Raw genomic sequence first — 24,160 nt, 5'->3', positions numbered from 1 at the left:
GCCAGTGCGCCTATGCGCAGAAATATGGAGCAGCACCTATGAGACGAGCCAAAATCGTCGCGACCCTCGGCCCGGCAACCGCCAGCTATGAGAACATCCGCGCGATCATCGACGCCGGAGTGAACGTCGCCAGGATGAACCTCAGCCACGGTTCGTACGACGTCCACGAGAGTGTCTACGCGAACGTCCGGAAGGCTGCTGCTGACGCAGGCAAGCCCGTCGCTGTCCTCGTCGATCTCCAGGGCCCGAAGATCCGCCTCGGCAAGTTCGAGGGTGGACCGTACGACCTCGCTCAAGGCGACATCTTCAAGATCACCACCGAAGACGTGGTCGGGACCAAGGAGCTGTCAGGCACCACGTTCAAGGGCCTTCCGCACGACGTCAAGCCCGGTGACTTCCTGCTCATCGACGATGGCAAAGTCAAGGTCAAGGTTCTCGAGACCGACGGTGTCGTCGTGACCACCGAGGTCATCGTCGCCGGTGCCGTCTCCAACAACAAGGGCATCAACCTTCCTGGCGTCGCCGTCAACGTCCCCGCCCTGAGCGACAAGGACGAGGCGGACCTCCGCTGGGGCATCCGCCTCGGAGCAGACTTCATCGCGCTGTCCTTCGTGCGCAACGCCGACGACATCCGCCGGGTCCACGAGATCATGGACGAAGAGGGCAAGCGTCTCCCCGTCATCGCCAAGATCGAGAAGCCGCAGGCCGTCGATCACCTCGAAGAGATCATCGACGCATTCGACGGAATCATGGTTGCCAGAGGCGACCTCGGTGTCGAACTGCCGCTCGAGGCCGTACCGATCGTTCAGAAGCGTGCCGTCGAACTGTGCCGTCGCATGGCCAAGCCCGTCATCGTCGCCACCCAGATGCTCGAATCGATGATCTCCAGCCCGATCCCGACCCGCGCAGAGACCTCCGACGTGGCCAACGCTGTTCTCGACGGTGCGGATGCCGTCATGCTCAGTGGCGAGACCAGTGTCGGCGACTACCCCGTGATCACGGTGCAGACCATGGCCCGCATCGTCGAATCCACCGAAGAGCATGGACTGGAGCGCATCCAGCCTCTCGGAACCAAGCCACGCACCCAGGGCGGTGCGATCACGCTCGCCGCCTCTGAAGTGGCAGAGTTCGTCGACGCCAAATTCCTCTGTGTCTTCACCGAATCCGGCGACTCGGTGAGGAGAATGGTCCGACTGCGTCACCGCATCCCGGTTCTCGGATTCACCCCCGACGAGAGCATCCGTCGCCGGATGCAGCTCAACTGGGGCGTTGAGACGTTCCTGGTCGATCGCGTGACCCACACGGACGCGATGTTCGGTCAGGTGGACGATGTGCTGATCGGGAGCGGAAAGGCAGAGGTCGGCGACAAGGTCGTCGTGATCTCCGGTTCCCCTCCCGGAATCACGGGCTCGACCAACGACCTGCGCGTCCACAAGGTCGGAGACGCCCACCACGGCGTCGTCCCGGCGTACCAGAACTAAACAGCTGTCGAAACAGGAGAAGCGCGGACCCGTCTGGTCCGCGCTTCTCCTGTTTCACAGGTCATCGGGGAGGACGTCGTCTCTCTCGGACTCGAAGTCTGCCTCATCAATCGGCCGTTCATCATCGAGCACGATCTCCAGGTCGTCATCGACCAGGTCGTCCGGCAGCACAGCCAGCTCCTCGTCGTCGCCGAGCTCGTCGGGATCCTGGTAGGTCTCGGGGTGTGCCATCCGAACTCTCCTCACCGCATCCGGGCAGGCGTGCGTGGCTCGACGCCCACGTGTGCTCGAAACATTAGGCTTGCGGATGCACCAGACGTAAGCCCTTGACCGCCCTGACGGCTGGTGTTAATACAGGATCGAACGACAGGACACGCGATGGCAAACAAACAGGGTGCTGACACCCCGCCGCCAGGCGTCGATGCCGTGAGCGACGGGCGCCAGGAGACCGATTCCGAGCGATCCGACCGTAACTGGGCCGACCTGCTGCAGGAACTCCGGGTCCTTCAGGCCGGCACACAGATCCTCACCGCGTTCCTCCTCGCCATCGCCTTCCAGCCCCGGTTCACAGAACTCGACCCCTTCCAGCTCGGCCTGTACCTCACCCTCGTCGCCGTCTCCATCCTCACCACGGTGCTCAGTCTTCTGCCGGTGAGTGCTCACCGGATCCTGTTCAGGCACCTTCTGAAAGAGATCACCGTCAGTATCGGCGACCGAATGTTGAAAGCAGTTCTGATCGGGTTCTCACTCACGATGATCGGAACAGCCATGCTGATCTTCGACTTCGTCCTCGGTCGGGAAGCCGGAATCATCGCTGCAGCCGTCGTCGCCGCCATCACGTTGCTTCTCGGGCTCGTGCTTCCGCTCGTGCTCCGCCGGATCATATCGCGTGGCGAATTGTCCGAACGGGACTAGGCATCGACTGCTGCGCTGGTGTTCACTGGTGGCATGAGAGCAATCTGGAAGGGCGCCATCACGTTCGGGCTCGTCAACGTACCCGTGAAGGTGTACAGCGCCACCGAGGATCACGACCTGTCATTGCACCAGGTGCATGACAAGGACGGTGGCCGCATCCGTTATCAGCGGCGCTGCGAGATCTGCGGAAAGATCGTGAAATACGAGAACATCGACAAGGCGTACGACGACGGAGACCGCACGGTCATCCTCACCGCCGATGACATGGCCTCACTTCCGGAGGAGAAGAGCCGCGAGATCGAGGTCGTCGAGTTCGTTCCAAGCGATCAGGTCGATCCGATCATGTACGACAGGAGCTACTTCCTGGAGCCAGACTCGTCGTCCGCTAAGGCGTATGTGCTGCTGCGGCGCACACTCGAGGCGACCGACCGCACAGCCATCGTCCAGTTCGCGCTCCGGCAGAAGACCCGACTCGGTGCTCTGCGCTCCCGCGACGGCGTTCTGCTCATCCAGACGCTGCTCTGGGAAGACGAAGTACGCAAGGCCGAGTTCCCTGCGCTGGACGAAACCGTCCGCATCTCCGCGAAGGAACTCGAGTTGTCGTCGTCCCTTGTCGACAGTTTCGCTGACGATTTCACTCCGGAGAAATTCCACGACGACTACCAGGATCAGCTCCGGAAACTGATCGAGGCGAAGCTCGAGCAGGGCGATGCGGTCGACACGGATGCCACATTCGGAGAGACCGAAGACGACAACGCCGAGTCCGGCGAGGTCATCGACCTGATGGAGGCGCTGCGCCGGAGCGTGGAGAAATCACGCTCCGCCAAGAAGAAAGCACCGGCGACCGAGAAACCTGCTCCCAAGAAGAAGGCGAAGAAGCCCGCCTAGTCCCTGAGCGGGAGCACGGCAGGACCCTCGAGAACGTCTCCGGCCGGGCTGAAACGGGATCCGTGCAGCGGGCAGTCCCAGGATTGCTCTGCATCGTTCCAGCCGAGGATGCCGCCGAGGTGCGTGCAGATGCCGGAACGGCGCCTGGTGACGCCGTCGACGGTGCACACCGCGACGGGAGCGATGCCGTCGCGCACGACGATGCCGTCTCCTTCTGCCGGGGCGGTCGCCGGTTCGGTCGTGAGTTCGGCCGCTGTCCAGCCTCGTGCCAGGCTCGACGCGACGGTCGCTCCGGCGCTCAGTGTGCTCCCGACCGCAGTGAACGCCGGTGGCCTGTCCTCGAGAACCTCGGCCCACGCCGGACGAGCACCCGCCATCCTGCCAGCGATCGCGATCGCGGCAGCCACACCGTTGGTCAGCCCCCACTTGGCGTAGCCCGTTGCGACGAGGATACGGTCGTCTCCCCGGGTGATCGGTCCGAAGTGCGGCAACTCGTCTGTGGACCGGTAGTCCTGCGCTGACCAGCTGTGTGTGGGAACGGCGTCCGGGAACGTCAGCCTGGTCCAGTCGAGCAGGTCGTCGACGTTCGCGGATGTCGGTTCGTCTGTGCCGACGCGGTGGCCGTTTCCTCCGATGACCAGATAGTTGCCGTCTGCCCGTGTTGCGTCACGAATCGAGCGGGACGGCTCGTCCACCGAGAGGTACATGCCCTCGAGCGTCTTGCCCGGCCAACGGTAGGCGAGAGCGTACGAGCGTAACGGCTCGAGGGTCGCAAAATGTCCGCCACGCTTCGGGAACGGTGTGCCCGTTGCGACCACCACGCGGCCACCGCGAACCTCGCCGCGATTCGTCGAGACCACGCACGGGTCGCCCGAACTCAGCTCGGAGGCGCGCACCCCTTCGATGACCAGCCCGCCGTGGCGACGAATGGTCCGAACGAGCGAGTCGAGCACGTCGACGGCGTCGATTTGGAACTGGCCGGGAAGGCACACAGCAGCGGTGATCGGGAACGGAAGTTCGAGCGCATGCCTGGCCGTTACGGTGAGGCCCAGGTCGGATGCCGCGTCCAGCTCCGCCTCGATCGTCGGCGCTCCGGCATCCGTCGTCGCATACGTCACGGCTGTGCGCTCGTCGTACGCGACACCAGAGGCGCGGATGTGACGCATGAGCCAGTCCTGCCCGGCCTGGTTGGCTGCCACATAGGCCTGCGCACGGTCACGGGAGACAGCGGATCGGATCGTCGACAACCGGCTTCCCTGTAACAACGAGATCTTGCCCGTGGTGTTGCCCGTGGTCACCGCTCCGACATGCCGAGCCTCGAGGACGACGACCGAGAAGCCTTCCTCCGCCAGCATGGCCGCGGACGCGAGGCCGGAGAGTCCCGCCCCGATCACGACGACATCGACGCGATCGAACTGACGCCACTCGTCGGTGGCGACGGGATTCGTTCTGTCGAGCCAGAGAGAGCGGTGCAGCGGTGCGTCGGCCATGACGGTGAGGTCCTTTCGGCTGATGCCGAACGGGACCCGGCAGCCGCCCAACGCTAGTGCGTGTGTACCGCCGCCCGCCACCCCCTTGAGCCGCACTGAACACGATGCGTATCGTTGCTTCGCATCGTTCGCCCGATCGGTCGCCCCGCGCGTGTTCCGACGACAGAAAGGGCGCGTGTTCCGACGACAGAAAGGCCCAACATGAGCGCCGAGAACATCGATCCGACCACCAGATACCCGTCGGAGGATTTTCCCCGGCAAGAGCAAGACCAGCCCGGCCTGACCTCGGAGACCACTCCTCGCCCCGACCACGGTGAGACGACCTACGTCGGCTCAGACCAGTTCACCGATCGGGTTGCGCTCATCACCGGCGGTGATTCGGGGATCGGGCGGGCCGTCGCCATCGCTTTCGCCCGCGAGGGGGCGGACGTCGCCATCGCCTACCTCCCCGAGGAGCAGGACGACGCAGAGGACACGGCGACCTGGATCGAGAAGGCCGGACGCCGGGCGCTCCTTCTCCCCGGCGATGTCAGGGACGAGCAGTTCAGCACAGACATCGTCGAGCTGACGATGTCTGAGTTCGGGCGACTCGACATCCTTGTGCTGAACGCGGCGTACCAGGAGAACCGCAACGGCCTCGAGAATTTGCCCACCGCCGAGTTCGACCGCGTCTTCAAGACGAACCTGTACGCGCCGATGTGGACAGCGCGGGCCGCCATTCCGCATCTGAAGCCCGGGTCATCGATCCTCACGACCTCCTCCATCCAGGCGTTCCAGCCCGCGAGCGAACTGATCGACTACGCCATGACGAAGGCAGCCCAGGTGGTGTTCACGAAGACACTCGCCGACTCCCTCGGCGGGCGAGGCATCCGTGTCAACGCGGTCGCGCCCGGCCCGATCTGGACTCCGCTCATTCCGGCCACCTCCTGGCCGGACAAGGTCGTGACGTTCGGCCAGGACACCCCACTGGGCAGGGCCGGTCAGCCCGCCGAGCTCGCACCGGCGTATGTCTATCTCGCGTCGGATGCCGCGTCATACGTCTCAGGGGCTGTGTTGCCGGTGACCGGCGGAAAAGCGCTGTAGCGCAAACACAGGAGGAGTACGCATGCCCGAAAACGCGACACCCCAGCTCAAGGACCCTGAGCTGTACGACGAGCTCCGCTCCAATGGAGCCTCGAAACAGAAAGCCGCCCGCATCTCGAATGCCGCCGCGTCCCGAGGCAGGAAAGCGGTCGGCGCGAAAGGCGGGGAGTCCGGCAGCTACGACGACTGGACGGTCGACGAGCTGAAGAAGCGCGCGAAGGAGATCGGACTCACCGGGTTCTCGCATAAGCGCAAAGCAGAACTGATCTCGGAGTTGCGCAATTCCTGACGCGAGCGGCCGATCGTTCTCGGGGTGGGGGAGCGATGCCGCGACTGCGCAGGAGTGACCCTGGAGGTCCTGGCCTGGGCCGGAGGCGGACCCGGTCGGGATTTCGCTACGTGGACGAAGGGGGACATCCGCTCAGGGATGACGCTGTCATCGAACGGATCTCCGCCCTCGTCATTCCGCCCGCATGGACGGATGTCTGGATCGCGCCGTTCCCGAACGCCCACATCCAGGCGGTCGGAACCGACGGGGCAGGACGACGTCAGTACGTCTACCACGAGGCGTGGTCTCGCAAACAGGCCGAGCGCAAGTTCGACAGGGCGCTCGACCTCGCTGCGGCGCTCCCATCGGCGAGGCGAGTGGTCACCCGCGATCTCCGCGGGGTCACCGGCTCACGCGAACGCGCTCTCGCCGCTGGCTTCCGGTTGCTCGACTCGGCACGCCTCAGGGTCGGCAGCGAAAGGTTTGCCCTGGAACACGGCAGCCATGGGCTGACAACCCTGCTGTGCGCGCACGCCACCGTGAGCGGCGACAGTGTGCTCCTCGACTTTCCGGGCAAGAGCGGTCAGGCGTGGTCGAGCGAGACGGACGACGCCGACCTGGCCGCGGTCGTCCGGTCGTTGAAGACGCGCGGCGGCCGTTCGCGCCTCCTGGCGTGGAAGAGCGAGAACCAGTGGCGACCTCTTCGCGCTCAGGAGGTCAATGAGTACGTGCGGTTGAGAACGAACGGAGACTTCACTGCGAAGGACTTCCGCACCCTGCACGGCAGCATCATCGCTGCGACCGCCCTGCGCAACCTCGGCACGGCTTCCACCGCCACCCGCTGCGCCCGAAACGTCGTTATCGCCGTGAAGGAAACGGCTGACGCCCTCGGCAACACACCCGCCGTCGCCCGGTCCAGCTACATCGACCCTCGCGTCCTCGACCGTTACCAGTCCGGCGAACTGCTGGAGAAGACCGGAGTCGCACCGGAGACCGCGCTACGGCGGCTGATCCTGGGGGATGCAGACCCCAGGTGAACAACGGGCGTCCACAGGGTGTCAACCCCTATAGAGACCATCGTTGCCTGGCGAGAATGGGGGCATGCCCTCTTCCAACCCCAGCGAAACCCAGGCGATCGCCCTCGCCGAGTCCATCGCTGCGGCCGCTGACGGCAGTTTCCTGCGCATCGCGGTCGCTGAGTCGCTCACGCGAGGCGCGATCGCTTTCCGGCTCGGTGGAGCACCGAACGCGTCTGAATGGTTCAGCGGAGGCGTCGTCACGAACACGACAGACGCGAAACAACGCATCCTCGAACTCGGAACGAGCCCCGTCGTCTCGGCCCGCGCCGCCGAACAGATGGCCGCAGGCGTCGCGCGGCTGTTCGGCGCGAACCTCACCGTGTCTGTCACCGGCATCCAGGGACCCGACCGACAGGACGGGCACGATGTCGGCACCGTCTTCATCGGAGTCCACTCACCGCACGGCGAACTCCACGTGGCGGAACGCGCGCTCGGCGGCAGCCCGGATGAGATCGTCGACTCAGCCGTTGTCGCTGCTCTCCGCTTGCTCGAGTCGCGGGTGCATGCTCTCGTCTCGTCGAGCAACCGCTGACGACCGGCGCCGAACGGCGCCGTCCACGAGCGCGGCGATCACGGACCCTGCTGCAGCTGACAGCAGGTCGGTGGCGACGAAGGTCGTTCCGAGAATGAGCCGGATCGGCGGAAAAACCGAACCGAGCACAGCCGGGAGTCCGGTGAGTTGCAACAACTCGACCCCAGCGCACACCACGAAAGCCATCCCGCCGATCGCGACGGCCCGAGCAGCGGGAACGAGGAGAGCGACGAGCAGGTAGACGAGGACGGCGTAGAGGGTTCCGCCGGAGATGTCACCGGCAACGCCGGGAAGACCCCGAGCGAGCAATCCGGCGCAGACCACTCCGACGGCTGCACCGCCGAGGATCAGCCGAGATCTGCCGACCGGGTCAGTCGCGGTTGAGGACTTCACTGTGCACCGGCTCGAGCGCTTCAGCGCTGATCAGGAAATCGCGACTGTTCCGCCGGGGCGCCATCCAGATCGACTCGACAGGCACCCTGACGCTCAGCACGACCACACTCGTCGACGACGGGTCAGCGGCCGGCGACCAGTCCCTGGCGATGTCGATGTCGTCGAACCACAGCGACAGGGTGTGGAAGTCGATGTCGGCAGCGACCCGGCCGACGAGCGTCGACGCCGGCCCGCTGTCGAGTTGGTGTTCGATGATGACGCCGGGCGACTCACTCGTGGTGAATCGACGGTGGACGAGGATGCTCGTGATGCCGGCCTGGGTGGCGCGAGCCGCGATGGTACTTCGAGAGACATCGAGCAGATCGGCGATGACATTTCCGATGCCGGGGATCTCGTCGACGATCGTATCGGCGGCTGAACGGGCGTCAGCGGCGACGAACAGCAGCCCACCATCGTCTGACGAATACACCGCGTGCGAGACCGCGACGCTCATCAGCACGGCGAGGGGGTTGAGAGTGATCCCCGGCCCGCCGCTGGATGCCTCGCTCAAGTCGGAGAAGAGCGCGTCCCACATCGTGGCATCCGGGTCTCGCGCCGCGCGTGAGCTGTGGGGGAACCTGCCGCTGAGGGCCGATGGCTCCGCATCGCTCACGCTGGCGAGTCGTTCTCGCAACGGCGCGCAGGCAGCCTCAAGCGCCGCAGCGCGCCTCGGGTGCAGCAGCAGCCAGGCGCGCAGCTGGTCAGGGCCGGTGCCGAGCAACGCCTCGCCTTCGGGGACGGGGGAGTAGTCCTCGTCCTGCCCGGGGGGCGCGGCCACTGGCACACGGCGCTGGAACCACGCGAGAAAATTGAAAGCCACGGTCTCATCATGACCGAGGTTGGCTGGGAGTTGCTGGCCCCTCTCCGGGTTGACCTCCCGGCAACCGGCTTCGCCGTATCCTGAAGGTGCTGATCGACGACGGACGTGGGGGCGGAGATGGACCTGGGAGATGTGCTCGTCGACCTCTATCTGCGCACACCATCCGAGTTCGTGTCGATCCGCAGCGAGCGATCACGAGTCGCGCGATCCGAAGGCGAGACCGAACTGGCGAAGCAGATCGGCCGGCTGCCGAAGCCGTCTGCGGCCGCCTGGCTCATCAACCTCCTCGCCGCCCGCCGTGAGACGGAGATCGAGCAGCTCATCGCGCTCGGTGGAGAGATGCGCGAAGCTGAGAAGGACCTCGACGCCACCGACTTGCGCCGGCTGGGGAAACAACGCCACGCTCTCATTCGTTCGATCGCTCGGTTGGGCAACGACCTGGCCGCCGACGCCGGTCATCGCATGAGTCCTGCGGCCCTCGCCGAAGTCGAACAGACGCTCCAGGCGGGAATGGCCGACGCCGATGCAGCAGATGCCCTGCGAAGCGGGCGGCTCACGCGGGCCCTGCGGTCGAACGGGATCGATGCCGTTGACCTCGAGGGCGCAGTCGCTGCGCCCTCCGCGGCTGTTCCGCGCGCGAAACGACCGGTTCTTCACCCGGTTGAAGACGCGGCATCCGTTCGTCGACTGGCCGAAGCAACCGAACGGTCGGAGCGGGCCCTGGCAGCGGTAGCGGCTGCGGAGGAGGTCAGAAGAGATCTGCGCGAACGTCGCACCGCTGTCTCCGAGCGGCGCAGGACGCTCCGGGCCGAACGGGACGACATCACTGCCCGGCTGTCGGACCTCGACCGCGAACTCGTCGCTGTCGATCGTGAAGAGGACACCCTCAGCCGCGCCGCGACGACAGCGGAGCGGGAGGCAGACGTCGCCGATCGCGCGGCCGCCCGTGCCGAGAAACATCTCGCAACACTCCGGGACGAGCACTGACGCAGGGTCGGCCGTCGTGCGTTCGCGCCGGAATCGTGATTACTCCGCTCACCCGGGCTAGGGTGCTTACCAGGGGACGGCACCGGCCGCCGGGAAGGTGAACCATGGGGACACTGTTGTACGGACTTCCTCCGGTTGAGATCGAGTTGACCGACCGCGAGCTCGCCCACCTCAAGGTGGTCATTCTCACCAAGCTCCGACGGAGCGAAATGTTCCCTCTGGCCGTCGACGGCCGGGCAGAGGACACCGGGCGACGCGTCCTCTGGATCCACCCAGCCATTCCTCTGCAGTTCCGGTTCGACGCCCTCGGTGAAGACAAGCTCAACCGGATCTGGCTCGAGGAGCTGATGGCGTCGGCGAACTCCGGTGGCAGCCTCAGACTCGGCGAGGAACCGGCCGAACGCTCCTGACCTCGGGGCTGAGGTCAGTTCCCTTCGTCCGGCACGGCCTCATGATGGGCGCGGCCGTGGGTGCGTCGATCTTCCTTCATCTCGGCCTCGAACAGGTGGCGTTTCCCGTCGGCGAGTGCTTCACGCGCGCGTCGCTCGGCAGCGACAACCGTTGAATAGTAATTGTCGTCGTAGTCTTCGACGATCTGGAACGTCCAGCGGCCGTGGATGACGTTCCGACCGATGACATCGGTGTCGATCTCATCGGCGAGATCGTTGTGCCCAGCAGCACGGAGAAGGCCGACCGCTTCACCGAGAGCGAGATCCGCCTTCCCGGTGAGACGGTGGAAGCCGTACAGGTAGCCTCTGGCATGCTCGACGACCTCGAGTGCCTCCGACAATTTGCCGAGCGCTTCGATGGTCTCATCGCTCACTCCGTCCGGGCGTCTGTGGTCAGAGTCTGGACCGGCGTCTCGAGTCGTCATAGCCACCACTATGGCCTTTGGGCGGGCAGGCGCACCATCCCCTTGCGCCCGTGTTGTGATGCCGTGCACTGGCAGACTGGAGCCATGAGCGAAAGTGATCTTCTGACATTCGCGGCAGTGCTTCCCGGGGTCACGGTCGTGACGGCCGACGAGGCGTTCGGGGCACCAGAGTCTGCCTGGGGCGACAGCTTCGTCTACTACGACCCGAACGACGACGCAGCCGACCGGATGATGCCGTTCGCGACGATCGTCGCGAGCGACTATCCCGGATTCGACGAGGCATCCGACCTCCACCGACCGGGGATCTACCGTCTCAACGTCGCCGTTGGTCGCGCCCGGTTTGCCGAACTGATCGGTTACCTCCCCGACGAGAACGCCGCGCATGCCTCAGACGTCGACTACTCCGAGCTCGATCGCCTCATCCCTCACCCGGTCTACGCGTCACAGGGCTGGGTGTCCGTGCTCAATCCGGGCGAACGGACGCTCACCCAGGCCCGGGACCTGATCACCGAGGCCTGGGCTCTCGCCGCACGCAGGCACACCAGGCGATCCCGAGCCTGACGACAACTCAGCGGACCGCCACGGCGTGCACCGATATCGACAGCGGGGCTCGGGCTGCGGAGCCGGGACAGAGCCTGAGACACTCGGTGCCGGCTGAGTCGGCACGCGCTGTTGCGGGACCTCCGACCCTGGCGGGCGCCGCCCACCTATCGTCGAATGAGAGAACGACCCACCGCGGTCGACACTCACACGACAAAGGAGATCAGAGCATGGGAAAGCTGGATGGCAAAGTCGCACTCGTGACCGGTGGTGCCCACGGCATGGGCGCATTCGAAGCTCGCATACTCGCTGCGGAGGGCGCGACCGTCGTCGTCGCCGACATGCTCGACGACGAAGGCGCAGAGGTCGCGTCGTCGATCGGCGGGATGTACGCCCACCTCGACGTCTCGAGCGAGTCGGACTGGTCGCGTGTCGTCGACGAAGTGACCGCCGCGCACGGCCACGTCGACATCCTCGTCAACAACGCGGGTGTGGTGGGCTTCACACCGGTTGCGACGACAGAGCTCAGCGAGTGGAACCGGGTCATCGGGATCAACCTGACCGGCGTCTTCCTGGGCATCCGCGCGGTCAGCGCAACCATGAAGGAGGCGGGGGGAGGAGTCATCGTCAACATCTCCTCGACCGCAGGGATGATGGGGTACTCCAATCTCAGCGCCTACGTGGCAAGCAAGTGGGGAGTGCGAGGTCTGACCAAGGCCGCAGCGCTCGATCTCGGACGCGACAACATCCGGGTCGTCTCGGTGCACCCCGGCGGCATCCGCACGCCGATGACCGCTGGTATGGAAGACAACGGCATGTACGACGCGCAGCCCATCCCACGGATCGGCGAGCCGGACGAAGTAGCGAAGCTGGTCCTGTATCTGGTGGCAGACGCCACGTACTCCACCGGAACGGAATTCGTCATCGACGGAGGCGCGACGGTGGGTCAGGTCCTCACCGTCTGACGAGGAACCGCGAGGCGAGACCCCTGACCAGACTCGAATCGCCCGTGGAACGAGCGGATGCAAACCGTTGTGCCGGTGGTGGGACTCGAACCCACACGTCCTTTCGAACAAAGCATTTTGAGTGCTCCGCGTCTGCCATTCCGCCACACCGGCGCACAACAACGTGCACCAGAGTACCGTAGGATTAAGCCGTGACCGAGCCAGAAGCAACCACCCCAGCCCCTCGTCGTGTCGTCGTAGCCGAGGATGAATCCCTCATTCGACTCGACATTGTCGAGATCCTCCGAGACAACGGTTTCGAGGTTGTCGGGGAGGCCGGAGACGGTGAGACCGCCGTCGCCCTCGCCACTGAGCTCCGCCCCGACCTCGTCATCATGGACGTCAAGATGCCGCAGCTCGACGGTATCTCCGCCGCTGAACGCCTGAACAAGGCGCAGATCGCCCCGGTCGTCCTGCTCACGGCGTTCAGCCAGAAGGAACTCGTCGAACGCGCAAGCGAGGCGGGTGCCCTTGCCTACGTCGTCAAGCCGTTCACCCCGAGCGACCTGCTGCCGGCGATCGAGATCGCCCTCAGCCGGTACCAGCAGATCATCACCCTCGAGGCCGAGGTCGCCGACATGGTCGAGCGCTTCGAGACCCGCAAGCTCGTCGACCGCGCCAAGGGCCTGCTCAACGAGAAGATGGGGCTCACCGAGCCTGAGGCGTTCCGCTGGATCCAGAAGGCGTCGATGGATCGCCGCCTCACCATGCACGATGTCGCCCAGGCGATCGTCGAGCAGCTCACAGCCAAGAAGTAACGGTCACTCGCGCGAAACGGGCTGGACCTCCGGCCCATTTCGTCGTTAACGGGCGGATGGAGCGGCGTTCGCAGTGAATCGAGCTCGAGGTGCCACGAAACGTCGTTCAATCGTCTGGTGAGCGACGATTCGTGACAACTCAACGATGCCACGGCTGCCCAGAGCGGAAGGTCAGCCCGCCGGCAGATCCTTGATGAGGTTCGTGATCCGAATGGTCGAGCAACGGCGGCCCTGATCGTCGCTCACCGCGATCTCGTGCACGGTCATCGACCGGCCCAGGTGGATCGGAGTGCAGACTCCTGTGACGATGCCCGAGGTGGCGGAGCGCGTGTGGGTCGCATTGATGTCGATCCCGACGGCGAGCTTGCCCGTGCCCGCCCAGAGGTTCGCAGACATCGAACCGAGAGATTCGCCGAGCACGACGTATGCACCTCCATGCATCAGCATCGCCGGCTGCGTGTTCCCCTCGACGGGCATCGTCGCCACGGCCCGATCGACCGAGAATTCGATGAACTCGATCCCCATCTTCGCGGCGAGTGCTCCGCCTCCACGCTGCAGCACATAGTCGAGGTCGTTGGGAGTCGTCTCGGTCATCGTCGCCTTTGCTCGTGCTCGAAACCCACTGTCGCTTGTCGCTTGTAGGCTGGGGTGGTGTCGGACAACGAAAAGCCTACCCTCCTCGTCATTGACGGTCATTCCCTTGCATTCCGGGCGTTTTACGCGCTCCCTGTCGACAGTTTCTCGACCAAGGACGGGCAGCACACGAATGCGATCCATGGCTTCCTGGCCATGCTCATCAACCTGATCCGCGACCACAAACCAACCCACATCGCTGTGGCGTTCGACATCTCACGGTTCAGCTTCCGCACTCGCGAGTACCCGGAGTACAAGGGCACGCGGGGTGAGACCCCGTCCGAGTTCATCGGCCAGGTTCCTCTGCTCCAGGATGCCCTCGCCGCGATGAACATCACCACGATCTCAATCGAGGATTACGAGGCAGACGACATCCTCGCCACGCTTTCCGTGCAGGGCAGGGAGCAGGGCTACCGCGTGCTCGTCGTCTCGGGCGACCGCGACACGATCCAGCTCGTCAACGACGACGTCACCCTGCTCTACCCGTCGCGGATGGGGGTCTCCGACCTCACCCGTTACGACGCCCCCAAGGTGATGGAGCGCTACGGCATCCAGCCGCACCAGTACCCGGAGGTCGCCGCGCTCGTCGGTGAGACGAGCGACAACCTTCCCGGCGTGCCCAAGGTGGGTGAGAAGACCGCAGTGAAGTGGCTGAACCAGTACGGGACCCTCGACGGCATCCTCGAGAACGCAGACAAGATCACCGGCAAGGTGGGGGAGAGCCTCCGCGAGCACAAAGAGAACGCTGTGCGCAACCGCAAACTCAACCACCTGCTCACCGACGTCGAGCTCCCGGTGACTCTCGACTCGCTCGAGAAGCGACCGATCGACGAAGAAGCCGTCCGCGATATCTTCGCGCGCCTCGAATTCCGCACCATGCTCGATCGGCTTCTCAAAGCCGAGGGCCTCGACGAAGAATCCACCGGCATCCCTTCCGTCCGCTCAGGCGCTGAAAAGATCCCGGTTCCTCAGCAGCTGCTCGATGAAGAACTCGGCGCTTGGCTGACTCGCGCTGTTGCGGCGAACCCCGACGGTCTCGGACTCGCGTTCGACCTCTTCGACGGAAAACCGGTCGGCATCGGGATCGCCACACTGACCGAGTCCGTCGCGCTTGCCTGGCAGCCCGGTCGAGCCGACTACGCACCGTTCGAAGCCTGGCTCGCCAGCGACGCGCCGAAGGTCCTGACCGACTCGAAGCGGCAACTCAAGGCTTTGAAGTCGGTCGGTCTGCCGTTTGCCGGCATCGCGTTCGACACACACATCGCCGGCTGGCTGCTGCGGCCGAGCGGAACAGAGAAGACCATCGCAGACCTCGTCTCGCGCTACCTCGACGAGTCGGTGCCCAAGTCCGACCCCAACCAACTTGCACTCGACGACCCGGCGACGGCTCCGCTCGAGGCCTGGTACACGATCCGACTCGTCGCACCGCTGATCGAAGCCCTCGATGAGGGATCGCTCGCGGTCCTGCGCGAGATCGAGATGCCGACCCTGCTCACCCTCGTCGACATCGAACTCCGCGGTGTCACCGTCAACCACGCACAGCTGACCGAGCTGTCTGCCGAACTCGCGGCAACCGCAAGCGACCTCGCATCGCGTGCGTACGCCATCATCGGCCACGAAGTGAACCTGGGGTCCCCGAAGCAGTTGCAGGAGGTTCTGTTCAACGAACTCGACATGCCGAAAACGAGGGCGAACAAGACCGGTTATTCGACGGATGCCGGTGCGCTGGCCGATCTGCAGGCTTCCAACCCGCACCCCTTCCTCGGCCTGCTGCTCGAACACCGTGACGCGACCAAACTGCGACAGATCGTCGAGACAGTCGACAAGGCCATCGCCGCAGACGGCCGCGTGCACACGAGCTACGTACAGACTGGAACGACAACGGGACGGATCTCGTCGACAGACCCGAACCTGCAGAACATCCCTGTCCGCACCGAAGAAGGTCGACGCATCCGCGCGTCGTTCGAAGCCGGTTCCGGCTACGAGACGCTGCTCACCGCCGACTACTCGCAGATCGAGATGCGCATCATGGCGCACCTCTCCGGCGACGAGGGGCTGATCGAGGCGTTCCGCTCCGGCGAAGACCTCCACCGTTTCGTCGGTGCCCGCATCTTCAGCGTCGATCCGGCAGAGGTGACGAACGAGATGCGCACCAAGGTCAAAGCCATGTCGTACGGACTCGCGTACGGGCTCAGCGCCTTCGGCCTGTCCAAGCAGCTGCGGATCGACTCCTCAGAGGCGAAGCAGCTCATGAGCGATTACTTCGCCCGCTTCGGTGCCGTGCGTGACTACCTGCGCAACGTCGTCGAGCAGGCTGTCGACGACGGCTACACGACGACGATCTTCGGACGCAGACGCCCGTTCCCCGACCTCAAGAGCCCCAACCGTGTGCTCCGAGACAACGCTCAGCGCGCCGCACTGAACGCACCGATTCAGGGTTCGGCCGCCGACATCATGAAGATCGCCATGGTGAACATCGAGGCAGACGTCGCCGCGCAGAACCTGGGCTCGCGCATGCTGATGCAGGTGCATGACGAGCTGATCTTCGAGGTGGTCGAGGGGGAGTGGGACGCGCTCGAACGGATCGTCCACGCTCGCATGGCGGATGCCGCGGAGCTCACGGTGCCGCTCGAGGTCCAGGTCGGCCGCGGCCACAACTGGGACGCAGCGGCGCACTGACCGGTTTCCGTGACGCGGCGGTTGCCCTGTTCTATGCTCGACTGCATGACTGAACAGCAGCGCACCCCGTCAGCGGTCGACGCGATCGCCGAGGACTGGGTCGACACCCTCGTCGAACTCGATCCCCTCCTCGGAACGTACATCGGACGCACCGAAGCCAACAGCCGTTTCGGCGACTTCTCGCCCGAAGGAAACGAGCGGTACGTCGCCGAGGCGAAACAGGTTCTCGCCGCGCTCGATCGAGCCGTCGCCGTCGACGCCGTCGACGAGGTCACGAAGACCGACCTCAGCGCGGAACTCCGCCTCGACCTCGAGAGCGCTGAGGCCCGCCTGCATCTCAGGGACCTCAACGTGATCGCGTCTCCTGCCCAGGGCATCCGTGAGATCTTCGACATCATGCCGACGGCGACCGTCGACGACTGGGAGGATGTGTCCTCCCGGCTGCGCGCCCTGCCCACCGCCGTCACCGGGTACGTCGAAACCCTGCGTCTCGGGATGGCGTCCGGTGTCACTCCGGCGAAACGCCAGGTGCGCGAGGTCTTCGAGCAGGTCAAGCGTTACAGCGCCGAAGACGGCTTCTTCCTCGAACTCGCCGCTACCGCGGCTCCGGCAGGCGGACAGTTGCCCGCCTCACTCGCATCCGACCTCGCCAACAACGCCGGCCAGGCCGCTGTCGCCTACCAGTCGCTTGCAGACTTCCTCGCCCACGATCTCGAACCGGTTGCGCAGGAGAAGGATGCCGTCGGCCGCGAAATGTACGCGCTGCAGTCGCGCCGCTTCCTCGGCGCAACCATCGACCTCGATGAGACCTACGAGTGGGGGATCGAGGAGCTCGCCCGGATGGTCGATGAGCAGGAGTCGATCGCCAGGGAGATCAAGCCGGGCGCAAGTGTCGAGGAAGCGATTGCGTTTCTCGACGGCGATACCAGCCGCAAACTGCACGGCACCGATGCGCTGCAGAAGTGGATGCAGGAAACGAGTGATCGTGCGGTCGAGGAACTGGGCCGCAGCCAGTTCGACATCCCAGACGAGATCCGCACGATCGAGTGCATGATCGCGCCCACCCAGGAGGGCGGGATCTACTACACCGGTCCGACAGACGACTTCTCGCGCCCAGGCCGCATGTGGTGGTCTGTTCCCGAGGGCGTCACCGAGTTCGACACCTGGCGGGAGCTCACCACCGTCTACCACGAGGGTGTCCCCGGGCATCACCTGCAGATCGGTCAGGCTGTGTACAACCGGGCGAAGCTCAACACCTGGCGTCGTCAGCTGGCGGGGACGTCCGGCCACGCCGAGGGCTGGGCGCTCTACGCCGAACGGCTGATGGAAAAACTCGGCTACCTCGACGACCCGGCAGACCGGCTCGGGATGCTCGACGGCCAACGGATGCGTGCCGCCCGTGTGGTGCTCGACATCGGGGTTCACCTCGAGAAGACCCTGCCGGACGGCAGCGGTCCGTGGACGGCAGACGACGCATTCGCCTTCCTGCGCTCAAACGTCAACATGAACGACGGGTTCGTCCGGTTCGAGGTGAACCGCTACCTCGGCTGGCCGGGGCAGGCACCGTCGTACAAGGTCGGGCAGCGCATCTGGGAGCAGTTGCGCGACGAGTACGCGCGACGCGACGGGAACGCGTTCGACATCAAGGCGTTCCACCGCACGGCGCTCGACCTCGGCGGTGTCGGCCTCGACACACTCAAGCGTTCCCTCCTTGCCGACTGATCACTCCGACCGGCTGCCACGATCACCGTATGAGCGTGCCCTCGGCAGCGCATTCGCCGGGCTCCACCCGAAGCTGCTCACCTACTTCTCTGCCATACCCGCCGGTGCCGTCGGGTCCGGCGCCGGCGTGTTCGACGTCGTCGGTACGCCCAGACGCTGGCTGTGGCCGGTGCTCTGGATCCTCGGACGTGCCGGCATCGTCTTCCCGGTCTGCGAGCACGACGTTCCGTTCACCGTCATCAACCGGCCGACGACGGATGCCACTGGCGAGCCCGCGGTGAGGGCTGTCAGGCGGTTCCGGTTCGACGGCGGCGACCGCGAGATGGTCGACGTGATCTCTGCTGGTCCTGCCGGTCTCTCCGACCGCCTGGGCCGAGGCGGGCTGATCTCGGCGACATTCGCGGCGACCGTGGCCGATCGTGGACTCGCCCTTCGCTCCGATCGAATACGGGTACATCTCGGTGCCATCACGGTCGGCCTTCCCGCCGCGCTGTCCCCGGTCGTCCGACTGTCGGAACGGTTCGACGACGCGACCGGTCTCCAGCGGGTCACTGTCACGATCGACGTCTCTCTGATCGGTAGGGTCTATGAGTACAGCGGTAGCTTTGGTTATTCCGTGAACAGTGGGGGAGAACCGTCGTGACCGACCGTGTCGTCATCGCCGGGGCATCCGGTTTCGTTGGCAGCTTTCTCGTCGCGCGCTACCGGGCAGCTGGGACACAGGTCAGCACGATCGGTCGCAGCGGTGCGGATGCCGTCTGGGGAGAAACCGCGACGATCACCCGGCTGCTCGACGGGGCCGACCTGCTCATCAACCTCGCGGGCAAGAGCGTCAATTGCCGCTACACACCGGCGAACCGGGCCGAGATCCTCCGCTCCCGGGTCGAGACGACGCGCGAGCTCAACACAGCCATCCGTGCATGTTCATCGCCACCGGCTCTGTGGGTCAACTCATCGACTGCGACGATCTACCGGCACGCAGACGACCGGCCGATGACCGAGTCGACAGGCGAACTGGGCACCGGATTCAGTGTGGGTATCGCGCGCGCCTGGGAAGAGGAATTCTTCGCGGGCGAACTCCAGGCAACCCGCCGCGTCGCGCTCCGACTGGCCATCGTTCTCGGGGACGGCAGTGCGCTGGCCCCGTTGCGACTGCTCACCCGTCTCGGCCTGGGCGGCACCCAGCGCGACGGCCGCTGGCCGATCGGTCTGCGCAGGCGCGCCGCCGGCACCGGCCACGAGTTCGGCTCACGCGGCGGCCGGCAGAAATTCAGCTGGATCCACCTCGACGACGTCGCGCGGATTCTCGATTTCGTGCGGAAACACCCCGAGCTCGACGGCATCGTGAATGCGTCGTCTCCGAACCCGTCTGACAATCGTTCCCTGATGGCGGCGCTCCGTCGCGTGCTCGGCGTGCGGATCGGGCTCCCGACCACCCGCTGGATGCTCGAGCTGGGCACGGCCGTGATCCGCAGCGAAACCGAACTCGTCCTGAAGAGTCGATGGGTGGTCCCTGAAAGACTGTCCGATGCCGGTTTCACCTTCGCGCAGCCCCAACTGGAGCCGGCGCTTGTCAGCATCATCCGGCCGCGGCGTACCGCGGACTCCCCGTCATCCTGATCCCTGTCCGACACCGGAGCCGTCATGACCACCATCGCCCTCATTACCCACGACATCCCTGACCCTGCGTACGTCGACCACGACCTTCCATTCCTCGTCGATGCTCTGACGGCGGCCGGCTTCGCACCGCGGGTGGTGCTCTGGACGGACGGCGACATCGATTGGTCCACCTTCGACCTGGTGATCATCCGTTCGCCGTGGGACTACCCGGCTCAGGCTGATGCGTTCCTCGCATGGCTCGACCGGGTGAGCGCCCTCGTCCCCGTGCTCAACGACCCCGACCTGATCCGCTGGAACATCGACAAGACCTACCTGCGTGACATCGCAGCGGTCTCGGAGGTTCCTCTCGTCCCCACCACGTTCTGCACGACGATGACAGAGGTCGAGGCGGCGTGTGCCGCGGTCGAGGCCGCGCGCCTGGTGATCAAGCCGTCCGTTTCTGCCGGCTCCCAGAACACCGGGCTGTTCGACACAGGGGATCCCGCTTCGCTGGCACTGGCATCACACATCCTGGACCTCGGCAAAACGGTGATGGTCCAGCCTGCCGTCGACGGCGTGCAGGAACGCGGCGAGCACGCGTTGCTGTACTTCAACGGGCGGTACAGCCATGCCATCTCGAAAGGGCCACTGCTCGCGGTCGGGGGCGGTCTGCTCAACGGTGTGTACTCCGAAACCATCGCAGCGGTCGGAAGCAGCCCCGATGAACGCGCCGTCGGGGACGCACTCATCGCCGCGATCGGTACGGTTCTCAGCCGCAGGGGATTGTCGCCTCATGCCGCTCTGCCTCTTTACGCACGCATCGACGTCGTCGAAGATCCTGCCGAGGGGCCCCAGGTGCTCGAGGCGGAACTCTTCGAACCGTCACTGTTCATCGACAGCCACCCGGATGCCGTCGCGCATTTCGTCGACGCGGTCCGGGAACGGCTCCTCGCGGCACCCCGAACGTGAGTGTCCCTCACTTGGGGGACTGGTGCGTCACCCGGATGGGGGACTACGCCTGACATCAGTGGGCCCGTCCCGGGTCCCGAGTGACGGGAGATCCCATGGCCGGGCAGACGGGCAGCACCCGGACCTTTCGAAGTCGCCCGGCCAGACTGGCGTGGATACCCGCCCTCACGCTCGCCCTCGTGCTCCCGGTCGCTCCCGCATTTGCAGCAGACCCGCCTGAACCCGGCGAAGACTTCACGATCGCGGTGATCCCGGACACCCAGGGTTACACGGTGTCTGCGACGAACGAGTCGAAATTCGAGGATCAGGTCGACTGGATCGTCGAGAACCGCGACACGCTCAACATCGCCTGGGTGACCCAGGTGGGTGACCTCGTCGAATCCTGGCCGAACGTCAACCACTGGAACAGGGCGAGCAGGTACATGAAGGTGCTCGACGACGCCGGTGTTCCCAACAGCGTCCTTCCCGGCAACCACGACATGAACATCCTCACCGGCGAAGCAACCACATACGACACCTACTTTCCGCCGAGCCGCTACGCCGCAGCATCCTGGAATTCACCGGACGCCTCGTACGGCGGGTATCTCGGCCAGAACCTCTTCGGACCCGACCCGGTCGACAGAAAGAATAAAGACAATTTCGGGCTCCTCACTGCAGGAGGCATCGACTTCGTGCTCATCAACCTCGAGTTCGAATCTCCTGACTACACGCTCGACTGGGCGCAGAAGGTGCTCGATGCCTACCCGGAGAGGCGTGCGATCATCTCCACCCACGGATTCATCACGACCGGAGGAACCCGGTCGAACACCACGGTGAGAAGCGACCAGGGGATCAACTCCGCCGTCCAGGTCTGGAACGAACTGATCTACGACAACTGCAACATCTTCCTCGTCCTCAATGGGCACTGGCACGACGGTGACGAGGGCGAGGCCAATCGCACCGACCCGAACGCGTGCGGGCAGCCTGTGCACCAGATCCTGTCCAACTACCAGTCCCGGATCAACGGAGGAGACGGGTGGATGCGGTACTACACGTTCAGCCCCGCTGCCGGGACGATCTCTGCGAAGACGTACTCGCCGACACTCGGCCGGTTCGAGACCGACGCCGACAGTGAATTCAGCCTCGCCTATGACATGTCCCCGGACGGCGTCGAGCGGGAAGTCCTCGTCCGCGGCGGGGGCGAGTGGGCATGGTGGTACCAGAACACCACCTGGCCGTCCGGTTGGTCGGATCCCGGATTCTCCGACGGTGCGTGGTCGCGCGGAAACGCGGTGCTCGGGTTCGGCTCGAACGGCAGGACGACGAACATCGACGTGCCCCCGCCGACATCGAACCGGGGGAGGAGTGCGTTGTTCCGGCATACCTTCCAGCTGAGCGACCCGTCGCAGTGGAGTGAGATCTCGCTCACCACCCGTGCTGATGACGGCCTCGTCGTCCGGGTGAACGGCGTCGAGGTCGGCCGCAAGAATATGCCGACGGGCACCATCACCAATACGACCTATGCGACGGCGGCGCCCAGCACCAGCGCCGCAACGGCGACGCCAGCCGTCTTCACCGTCCCGCCAGGAGTACTGCGCTCCGGGACCAATGTGGTCGCGGCCAATGTTCACCTCAACTACCGGGGCACAGCAGATCTGAGCTTCGACGTCGTGATGTCCGCGCTTCGCCAGTCCGGAGAGCCTGAACCGGTGCCGCCCGGCCGCCCGACGGTGACCGGAACGGCGGTCGACAGCACCACCGCCCGCGTCTCCTGGACGCCTGGAACTGGACCCGCCGCCGTCGAGTACCGGGTCAGTCGCGACGGCGGAACCCCGGTGACCGTCGCCGAGCCGACGAGAACGTACACTGACTCCGGCCTGCCAGCCGGGTCCCAGCACGATTACACGGTGGTGGCGGTCGGGGAGACAGGACTCGTTTCAGCGGCCGGCACCGCCTCGGTCTCTCTTCCGCCACCCGTGGGGTCGACCACACCGGTCACCCTCGTCAGCACGGGATCCGCCTGGAGATGGCTCTTCTCATCCGCCGCCTGGCCTGTCGGCTGGACGGGACCGTCATTCACCGACGGCACCTGGCAGCAGGGCGCAGCACCCCTGGGCTTCGGCAGCGAGTCGATCGCGACGAACATCGATGTGCCGCCCCCGACATCCAACCGGCCCCGGACAGCCCTGTTCAGGCACGCGTTCACGCTTGATACGGCGGCCGAGTATTCCGAACTGGTGCTCACCGCCCGCGCCGACGATGGAGCTGCGGTATGGATCAACGGCACGGAACTCGGCCGCAGGAACCTCCCCACCGGGGCACTCAGCACGAGCACGTATGCCACTGCCGCCCCCCGGACAAGCGCGGCAATAACCGCGCCTTCCGTCTACGATGTTCCGGCTTCCGTGCTGCGAAACGGTGTCAACGTCGTCGCGGTCTCGGTCCACCTCAACTACCGGGGAACGGCGGATGCCAGCATGGAGCTGTCTCTGTCCGGTACTCGGACGACGGGCACTCCGGCCCAGGTGCCTCCGGGAGCGCCAGCCGTTTCGGCCGCGGCGCTCGGTCCGACGTCTGTCCGCATCGACTGGACGCCCGGGTCCGGCGCGGCTGCGGCCTCCTACCGGGTCTTCAGAAACGGCACGCAGATCGGGACCACGACCGAGCCGACCAGAAGCTTCGCTGACTCCGGGCTCGCAGCGTCGACGACTTACTCGTACGCCGTCGTCGCTGTCGGATCGACCGGACTGACGTCTGCTGAGGGGACCGCATCCGCGACCACCCCTGCGCAACCGCCGACCGGCGGTCCGGTCGTGCTCGTGCCAGGCGGCGCAACCTGGGCGTGGCTGTACTCGAACACGGCCTGGCCGGCGAACTGGACAAGTGTCGCATTCGATGCGAGCACCTGGTCCAGTGGTCGCGCTCCTCTCGGTTTCGGCTTCAGCGGCGTGCAGTCCAACATCGACGTGCCGCCTCCGACCAGCAACAGGCCACGCAGTGCTCTCTTCAGGCATGGGTTCACCGTCACCGATCCCGCCGAGCTCTCCGCGGTTTCGGTGACCACCCGTGCCGATGACGGGGTCGTCGTGTACCTGAACGGTGTCGAGATCGGGCGCAGCAACATGCCGACAGGTCCGATCACCGCGAACTCGTACCCGCTGAGCGCCCCGCGGACGACCGCGGCCGTCGCGAATCCGGTCACCTTCTCCATTCCGCCGTCGCTACTCACCTCAGGAAGCAACGTGCTGTCGGCATCCGTTCACCTCAATTACCGCGGTACCGCCGATGTCAGTTTCGACCTCGTGCTGAATGCGACGAGGACACCGGCGGCGGGCTGAGAACCCGGCGTCAGGCGTCGTTCGAGGTCGATTCCGGCAGCTTGCACCCGGGGATCGGGAGCCGATAGACTGACATGTCACTTTTGTGAC

General features: G+C 65.3%; 24 protein-coding genes and 1 tRNA gene. 18 read left to right on the top strand and 7 right to left on the bottom strand.

The window, feature by feature from the left end:
- The first annotated feature begins 38 nt into the window (after nt 1–38).
- Nucleotides 39–1,481 carry a pyruvate kinase gene (gene pyk, locus IWX78_RS05065; protein ID WP_196832367.1) on the top strand — a complete coding sequence of 481 codons (1,443 nt, stop codon included), beginning with the start codon at nt 39–41 and terminating at the stop codon, nt 1,479–1,481.
- A 54-nt stretch (nt 1,482–1,535) separates the two neighbouring features.
- Here the strand turns inward: pyk and IWX78_RS05060 are convergent, their stop codons facing one another.
- The gene (locus IWX78_RS05060; protein WP_196832366.1) at nt 1,536–1,712 is read right to left on the bottom strand and encodes a hypothetical protein; all 177 of its coding nucleotides are present in this window, start codon (nt 1,710–1,712) and stop codon (nt 1,536–1,538) included.
- Between the two features lie 147 nt (nt 1,713–1,859).
- On the opposite strand from IWX78_RS05060, the gene IWX78_RS05055 reads away from it, so the two are divergent.
- Both IWX78_RS05055 and ku read left to right on the top strand, forming a co-directional pair.
- Nucleotides 1,860–2,396, top strand: coding sequence for a DUF6328 family protein (locus IWX78_RS05055; RefSeq protein ID WP_196832365.1), 537 nt, complete (start codon nt 1,860–1,862; stop codon nt 2,394–2,396).
- Nucleotides 2,397–2,429: 33 nt separating this feature from the next.
- Nucleotides 2,430–3,284 carry a non-homologous end joining protein Ku gene (gene ku, locus IWX78_RS05050; RefSeq protein WP_196832364.1) on the top strand — a complete coding sequence of 285 codons (855 nt, stop codon included), beginning with the start codon at nt 2,430–2,432 and terminating at the stop codon, nt 3,282–3,284.
- On the opposite strand, the gene IWX78_RS05045 is transcribed toward ku, so the two are convergent.
- Nucleotides 3,281–4,774, bottom strand: a complete 1,494-nt coding sequence (locus IWX78_RS05045) for an FAD-dependent oxidoreductase (protein WP_196832363.1) — start codon at nt 4,772–4,774, stop codon at nt 3,281–3,283. The genes ku and IWX78_RS05045 overlap by 4 nt on opposite strands.
- A gap of 201 nt (nt 4,775–4,975) precedes the next feature.
- On the opposite strand from IWX78_RS05045, the gene IWX78_RS05040 reads away from it, so the two are divergent.
- From IWX78_RS05040 to IWX78_RS05025, 4 genes are all read left to right on the top strand, one after another.
- Nucleotides 4,976–5,857 (top strand): SDR family oxidoreductase, encoded by an 882-nt coding sequence (locus IWX78_RS05040; RefSeq protein WP_196832362.1) that lies wholly within the window; start codon nt 4,976–4,978, stop codon nt 5,855–5,857.
- Between the two features lie 22 nt (nt 5,858–5,879).
- Nucleotides 5,880–6,146 carry a DUF7218 family protein gene (locus tag IWX78_RS05035; RefSeq protein WP_196832361.1) on the top strand — a complete coding sequence of 89 codons (267 nt, stop codon included), beginning with the start codon at nt 5,880–5,882 and terminating at the stop codon, nt 6,144–6,146.
- Between the two features lie 35 nt (nt 6,147–6,181).
- Nucleotides 6,182–7,162, top strand: a complete 981-nt coding sequence (locus IWX78_RS05030) for a DNA topoisomerase IB (protein ID WP_196832360.1) — start codon at nt 6,182–6,184, stop codon at nt 7,160–7,162.
- A gap of 64 nt (nt 7,163–7,226) precedes the next feature.
- Nucleotides 7,227–7,736 carry a CinA family protein gene (locus IWX78_RS05025; RefSeq protein ID WP_196832359.1) on the top strand — a complete coding sequence of 170 codons (510 nt, stop codon included), beginning with the start codon at nt 7,227–7,229 and terminating at the stop codon, nt 7,734–7,736.
- On the opposite strand, the gene IWX78_RS05020 is transcribed toward IWX78_RS05025, so the two are convergent.
- The gene (locus tag IWX78_RS05020; protein WP_196832358.1) at nt 7,665–8,129 is read right to left on the bottom strand and encodes a DUF2809 domain-containing protein; all 465 of its coding nucleotides are present in this window, start codon (nt 8,127–8,129) and stop codon (nt 7,665–7,667) included. The genes IWX78_RS05025 and IWX78_RS05020 overlap by 72 nt on opposite strands.
- Entirely contained in the window at nt 8,107–8,988 is an 882-nt protein-coding gene (locus IWX78_RS05015) for a hypothetical protein (RefSeq protein WP_196832357.1), read from the bottom strand. Before IWX78_RS05015 ends, IWX78_RS05020 begins: the two co-directional genes overlap by 23 nt.
- A 117-nt stretch (nt 8,989–9,105) precedes the next feature.
- On the opposite strand from IWX78_RS05015, the gene IWX78_RS05010 reads away from it, so the two are divergent.
- Both IWX78_RS05010 and IWX78_RS05005 read left to right on the top strand, forming a co-directional pair.
- Nucleotides 9,106–9,975 carry a hypothetical protein gene (locus tag IWX78_RS05010; protein WP_196832356.1) on the top strand — a complete coding sequence of 290 codons (870 nt, stop codon included), beginning with the start codon at nt 9,106–9,108 and terminating at the stop codon, nt 9,973–9,975.
- 104 nt (nt 9,976–10,079) lie between these two features.
- On the top strand, nt 10,080–10,385 hold the full coding sequence (locus IWX78_RS05005) for a DUF7882 family protein (RefSeq protein ID WP_196832355.1): 306 nt from the start codon (nt 10,080–10,082) through the stop codon (nt 10,383–10,385).
- Nucleotides 10,386–10,399: 14 nt separating this feature from the next.
- Here IWX78_RS05005 and IWX78_RS05000 read toward each other — a convergent pair whose 3' ends face one another.
- Nucleotides 10,400–10,849 carry a hypothetical protein gene (locus IWX78_RS05000; RefSeq protein ID WP_196832354.1) on the bottom strand — a complete coding sequence of 150 codons (450 nt, stop codon included), beginning with the start codon at nt 10,847–10,849 and terminating at the stop codon, nt 10,400–10,402.
- 84 nt (nt 10,850–10,933) lie between these two features.
- Here IWX78_RS05000 and IWX78_RS04995 point away from each other — a divergent pair, with 84 nt between their 5' ends.
- On the top strand, nt 10,934–11,410 hold the full coding sequence (locus IWX78_RS04995) for a DUF6194 family protein (protein WP_196832353.1): 477 nt from the start codon (nt 10,934–10,936) through the stop codon (nt 11,408–11,410).
- Between the two features lie 209 nt (nt 11,411–11,619).
- A complete protein-coding gene (locus IWX78_RS04990) occupies nt 11,620–12,354 on the top strand; it encodes an SDR family oxidoreductase (RefSeq protein WP_196832352.1) in 735 nt (244 codons plus the stop codon).
- A gap of 70 nt (nt 12,355–12,424) precedes the next feature.
- Here the strand turns inward: IWX78_RS04990 and IWX78_RS04985 are convergent.
- Nucleotides 12,425–12,507: transfer RNA gene (locus IWX78_RS04985), tRNA-Leu, on the bottom strand.
- Between the two features lie 38 nt (nt 12,508–12,545).
- On the opposite strand from IWX78_RS04985, the gene IWX78_RS04980 reads away from it, so the two are divergent.
- Entirely contained in the window at nt 12,546–13,151 is a 606-nt protein-coding gene (locus tag IWX78_RS04980) for an ANTAR domain-containing response regulator (RefSeq protein WP_196832351.1), read from the top strand.
- A 171-nt stretch (nt 13,152–13,322) separates the two neighbouring features.
- Here the strand turns inward: IWX78_RS04980 and IWX78_RS04975 are convergent, their stop codons facing one another.
- Nucleotides 13,323–13,745 (bottom strand): hotdog fold thioesterase, encoded by a 423-nt coding sequence (locus tag IWX78_RS04975; RefSeq protein ID WP_196832350.1) that lies wholly within the window; start codon nt 13,743–13,745, stop codon nt 13,323–13,325.
- 57 nt (nt 13,746–13,802) lie between these two features.
- On the opposite strand from IWX78_RS04975, the gene polA reads away from it, so the two are divergent.
- From polA to IWX78_RS04945, 6 genes are all read left to right on the top strand, one after another.
- The gene (gene polA, locus IWX78_RS04970) at nt 13,803–16,463 is read left to right on the top strand and encodes a DNA polymerase I (RefSeq protein ID WP_196832349.1); all 2,661 of its coding nucleotides are present in this window, start codon (nt 13,803–13,805) and stop codon (nt 16,461–16,463) included.
- A gap of 45 nt (nt 16,464–16,508) precedes the next feature.
- Complete coding sequence (locus tag IWX78_RS04965; protein WP_196832348.1) at nt 16,509–18,185, top strand: DUF885 domain-containing protein; 1,677 nt, start codon at nt 16,509–16,511, stop codon at nt 18,183–18,185.
- Nucleotides 18,175–18,828 (top strand): DUF4166 domain-containing protein, encoded by a 654-nt coding sequence (locus IWX78_RS04960; protein WP_334684570.1) that lies wholly within the window; start codon nt 18,175–18,177, stop codon nt 18,826–18,828. The genes IWX78_RS04965 and IWX78_RS04960 overlap by 11 nt, the downstream gene beginning before the upstream one ends.
- The gene (locus IWX78_RS04955; RefSeq protein WP_196832347.1) at nt 18,825–19,805 is read left to right on the top strand and encodes an epimerase; all 981 of its coding nucleotides are present in this window, start codon (nt 18,825–18,827) and stop codon (nt 19,803–19,805) included. The genes IWX78_RS04960 and IWX78_RS04955 overlap by 4 nt, the downstream gene beginning before the upstream one ends.
- Before the next feature lie 24 nt (nt 19,806–19,829).
- Nucleotides 19,830–20,753, top strand: a complete 924-nt coding sequence (locus tag IWX78_RS04950; RefSeq protein WP_196832346.1) for an ATP-grasp domain-containing protein — start codon at nt 19,830–19,832, stop codon at nt 20,751–20,753.
- A 95-nt stretch (nt 20,754–20,848) separates the two neighbouring features.
- A complete protein-coding gene (locus IWX78_RS04945) occupies nt 20,849–24,070 on the top strand; it encodes a beta galactosidase jelly roll domain-containing protein (RefSeq protein WP_196832345.1) in 3,222 nt (1,073 codons plus the stop codon).
- Nucleotides 24,071–24,160 lie beyond the last annotated feature (90 nt).

The sequence above is a fragment of the Mycetocola sp. CAN_C7 genome (genome assembly GCF_015752285.1).
Taxonomy (GTDB): Bacteria; Actinomycetota; Actinomycetes; order Actinomycetales; family Microbacteriaceae; genus Mycetocola_A.
This window is presented reverse-complemented; position numbering and strand designations above follow the sequence as displayed.

What these genes read in the sequence shown, in the direction of transcription:
- pyk (WP_196832367.1), top strand. Translation starts at nt 39, where the DNA reads ATGAGACGAGCCAAAATCGTCGCGACCCTCGGCCCGGCAACCGCCAGC.
- IWX78_RS05060 (WP_196832366.1), bottom strand. Translation starts at nt 1,712, where the DNA reads ATGGCACACCCCGAGACCTACCAGGATCCCGACGAGCTCGGCGACGAC.
- IWX78_RS05055 (WP_196832365.1), top strand. Translation starts at nt 1,860, where the DNA reads ATGGCAAACAAACAGGGTGCTGACACCCCGCCGCCAGGCGTCGATGCC.
- ku (WP_196832364.1), top strand. Translation starts at nt 2,430, where the DNA reads ATGAGAGCAATCTGGAAGGGCGCCATCACGTTCGGGCTCGTCAACGTA.
- IWX78_RS05045 (WP_196832363.1), bottom strand. Translation starts at nt 4,774, where the DNA reads ATGGCCGACGCACCGCTGCACCGCTCTCTCTGGCTCGACAGAACGAAT.
- IWX78_RS05040 (WP_196832362.1), top strand. Translation starts at nt 4,976, where the DNA reads ATGAGCGCCGAGAACATCGATCCGACCACCAGATACCCGTCGGAGGAT.
- IWX78_RS05035 (WP_196832361.1), top strand. Translation starts at nt 5,880, where the DNA reads ATGCCCGAAAACGCGACACCCCAGCTCAAGGACCCTGAGCTGTACGAC.
- IWX78_RS05030 (WP_196832360.1), top strand. Translation starts at nt 6,182, where the DNA reads ATGCCGCGACTGCGCAGGAGTGACCCTGGAGGTCCTGGCCTGGGCCGG.
- IWX78_RS05025 (WP_196832359.1), top strand. Translation starts at nt 7,227, where the DNA reads ATGCCCTCTTCCAACCCCAGCGAAACCCAGGCGATCGCCCTCGCCGAG.
- IWX78_RS05010 (WP_196832356.1), top strand. Translation starts at nt 9,106, where the DNA reads ATGGACCTGGGAGATGTGCTCGTCGACCTCTATCTGCGCACACCATCC.
- IWX78_RS05005 (WP_196832355.1), top strand. Translation starts at nt 10,080, where the DNA reads ATGGGGACACTGTTGTACGGACTTCCTCCGGTTGAGATCGAGTTGACC.
- IWX78_RS05000 (WP_196832354.1), bottom strand. Translation starts at nt 10,849, where the DNA reads ATGACGACTCGAGACGCCGGTCCAGACTCTGACCACAGACGCCCGGAC.
- IWX78_RS04995 (WP_196832353.1), top strand. Translation starts at nt 10,934, where the DNA reads ATGAGCGAAAGTGATCTTCTGACATTCGCGGCAGTGCTTCCCGGGGTC.
- IWX78_RS04990 (WP_196832352.1), top strand. Translation starts at nt 11,620, where the DNA reads ATGGGAAAGCTGGATGGCAAAGTCGCACTCGTGACCGGTGGTGCCCAC.
- IWX78_RS04975 (WP_196832350.1), bottom strand. Translation starts at nt 13,745, where the DNA reads ATGACCGAGACGACTCCCAACGACCTCGACTATGTGCTGCAGCGTGGA.
- IWX78_RS04965 (WP_196832348.1), top strand. Translation starts at nt 16,509, where the DNA reads ATGACTGAACAGCAGCGCACCCCGTCAGCGGTCGACGCGATCGCCGAG.
- IWX78_RS04950 (WP_196832346.1), top strand. Translation starts at nt 19,830, where the DNA reads ATGACCACCATCGCCCTCATTACCCACGACATCCCTGACCCTGCGTAC.
- IWX78_RS04945 (WP_196832345.1), top strand. Translation starts at nt 20,849, where the DNA reads ATGGCCGGGCAGACGGGCAGCACCCGGACCTTTCGAAGTCGCCCGGCC.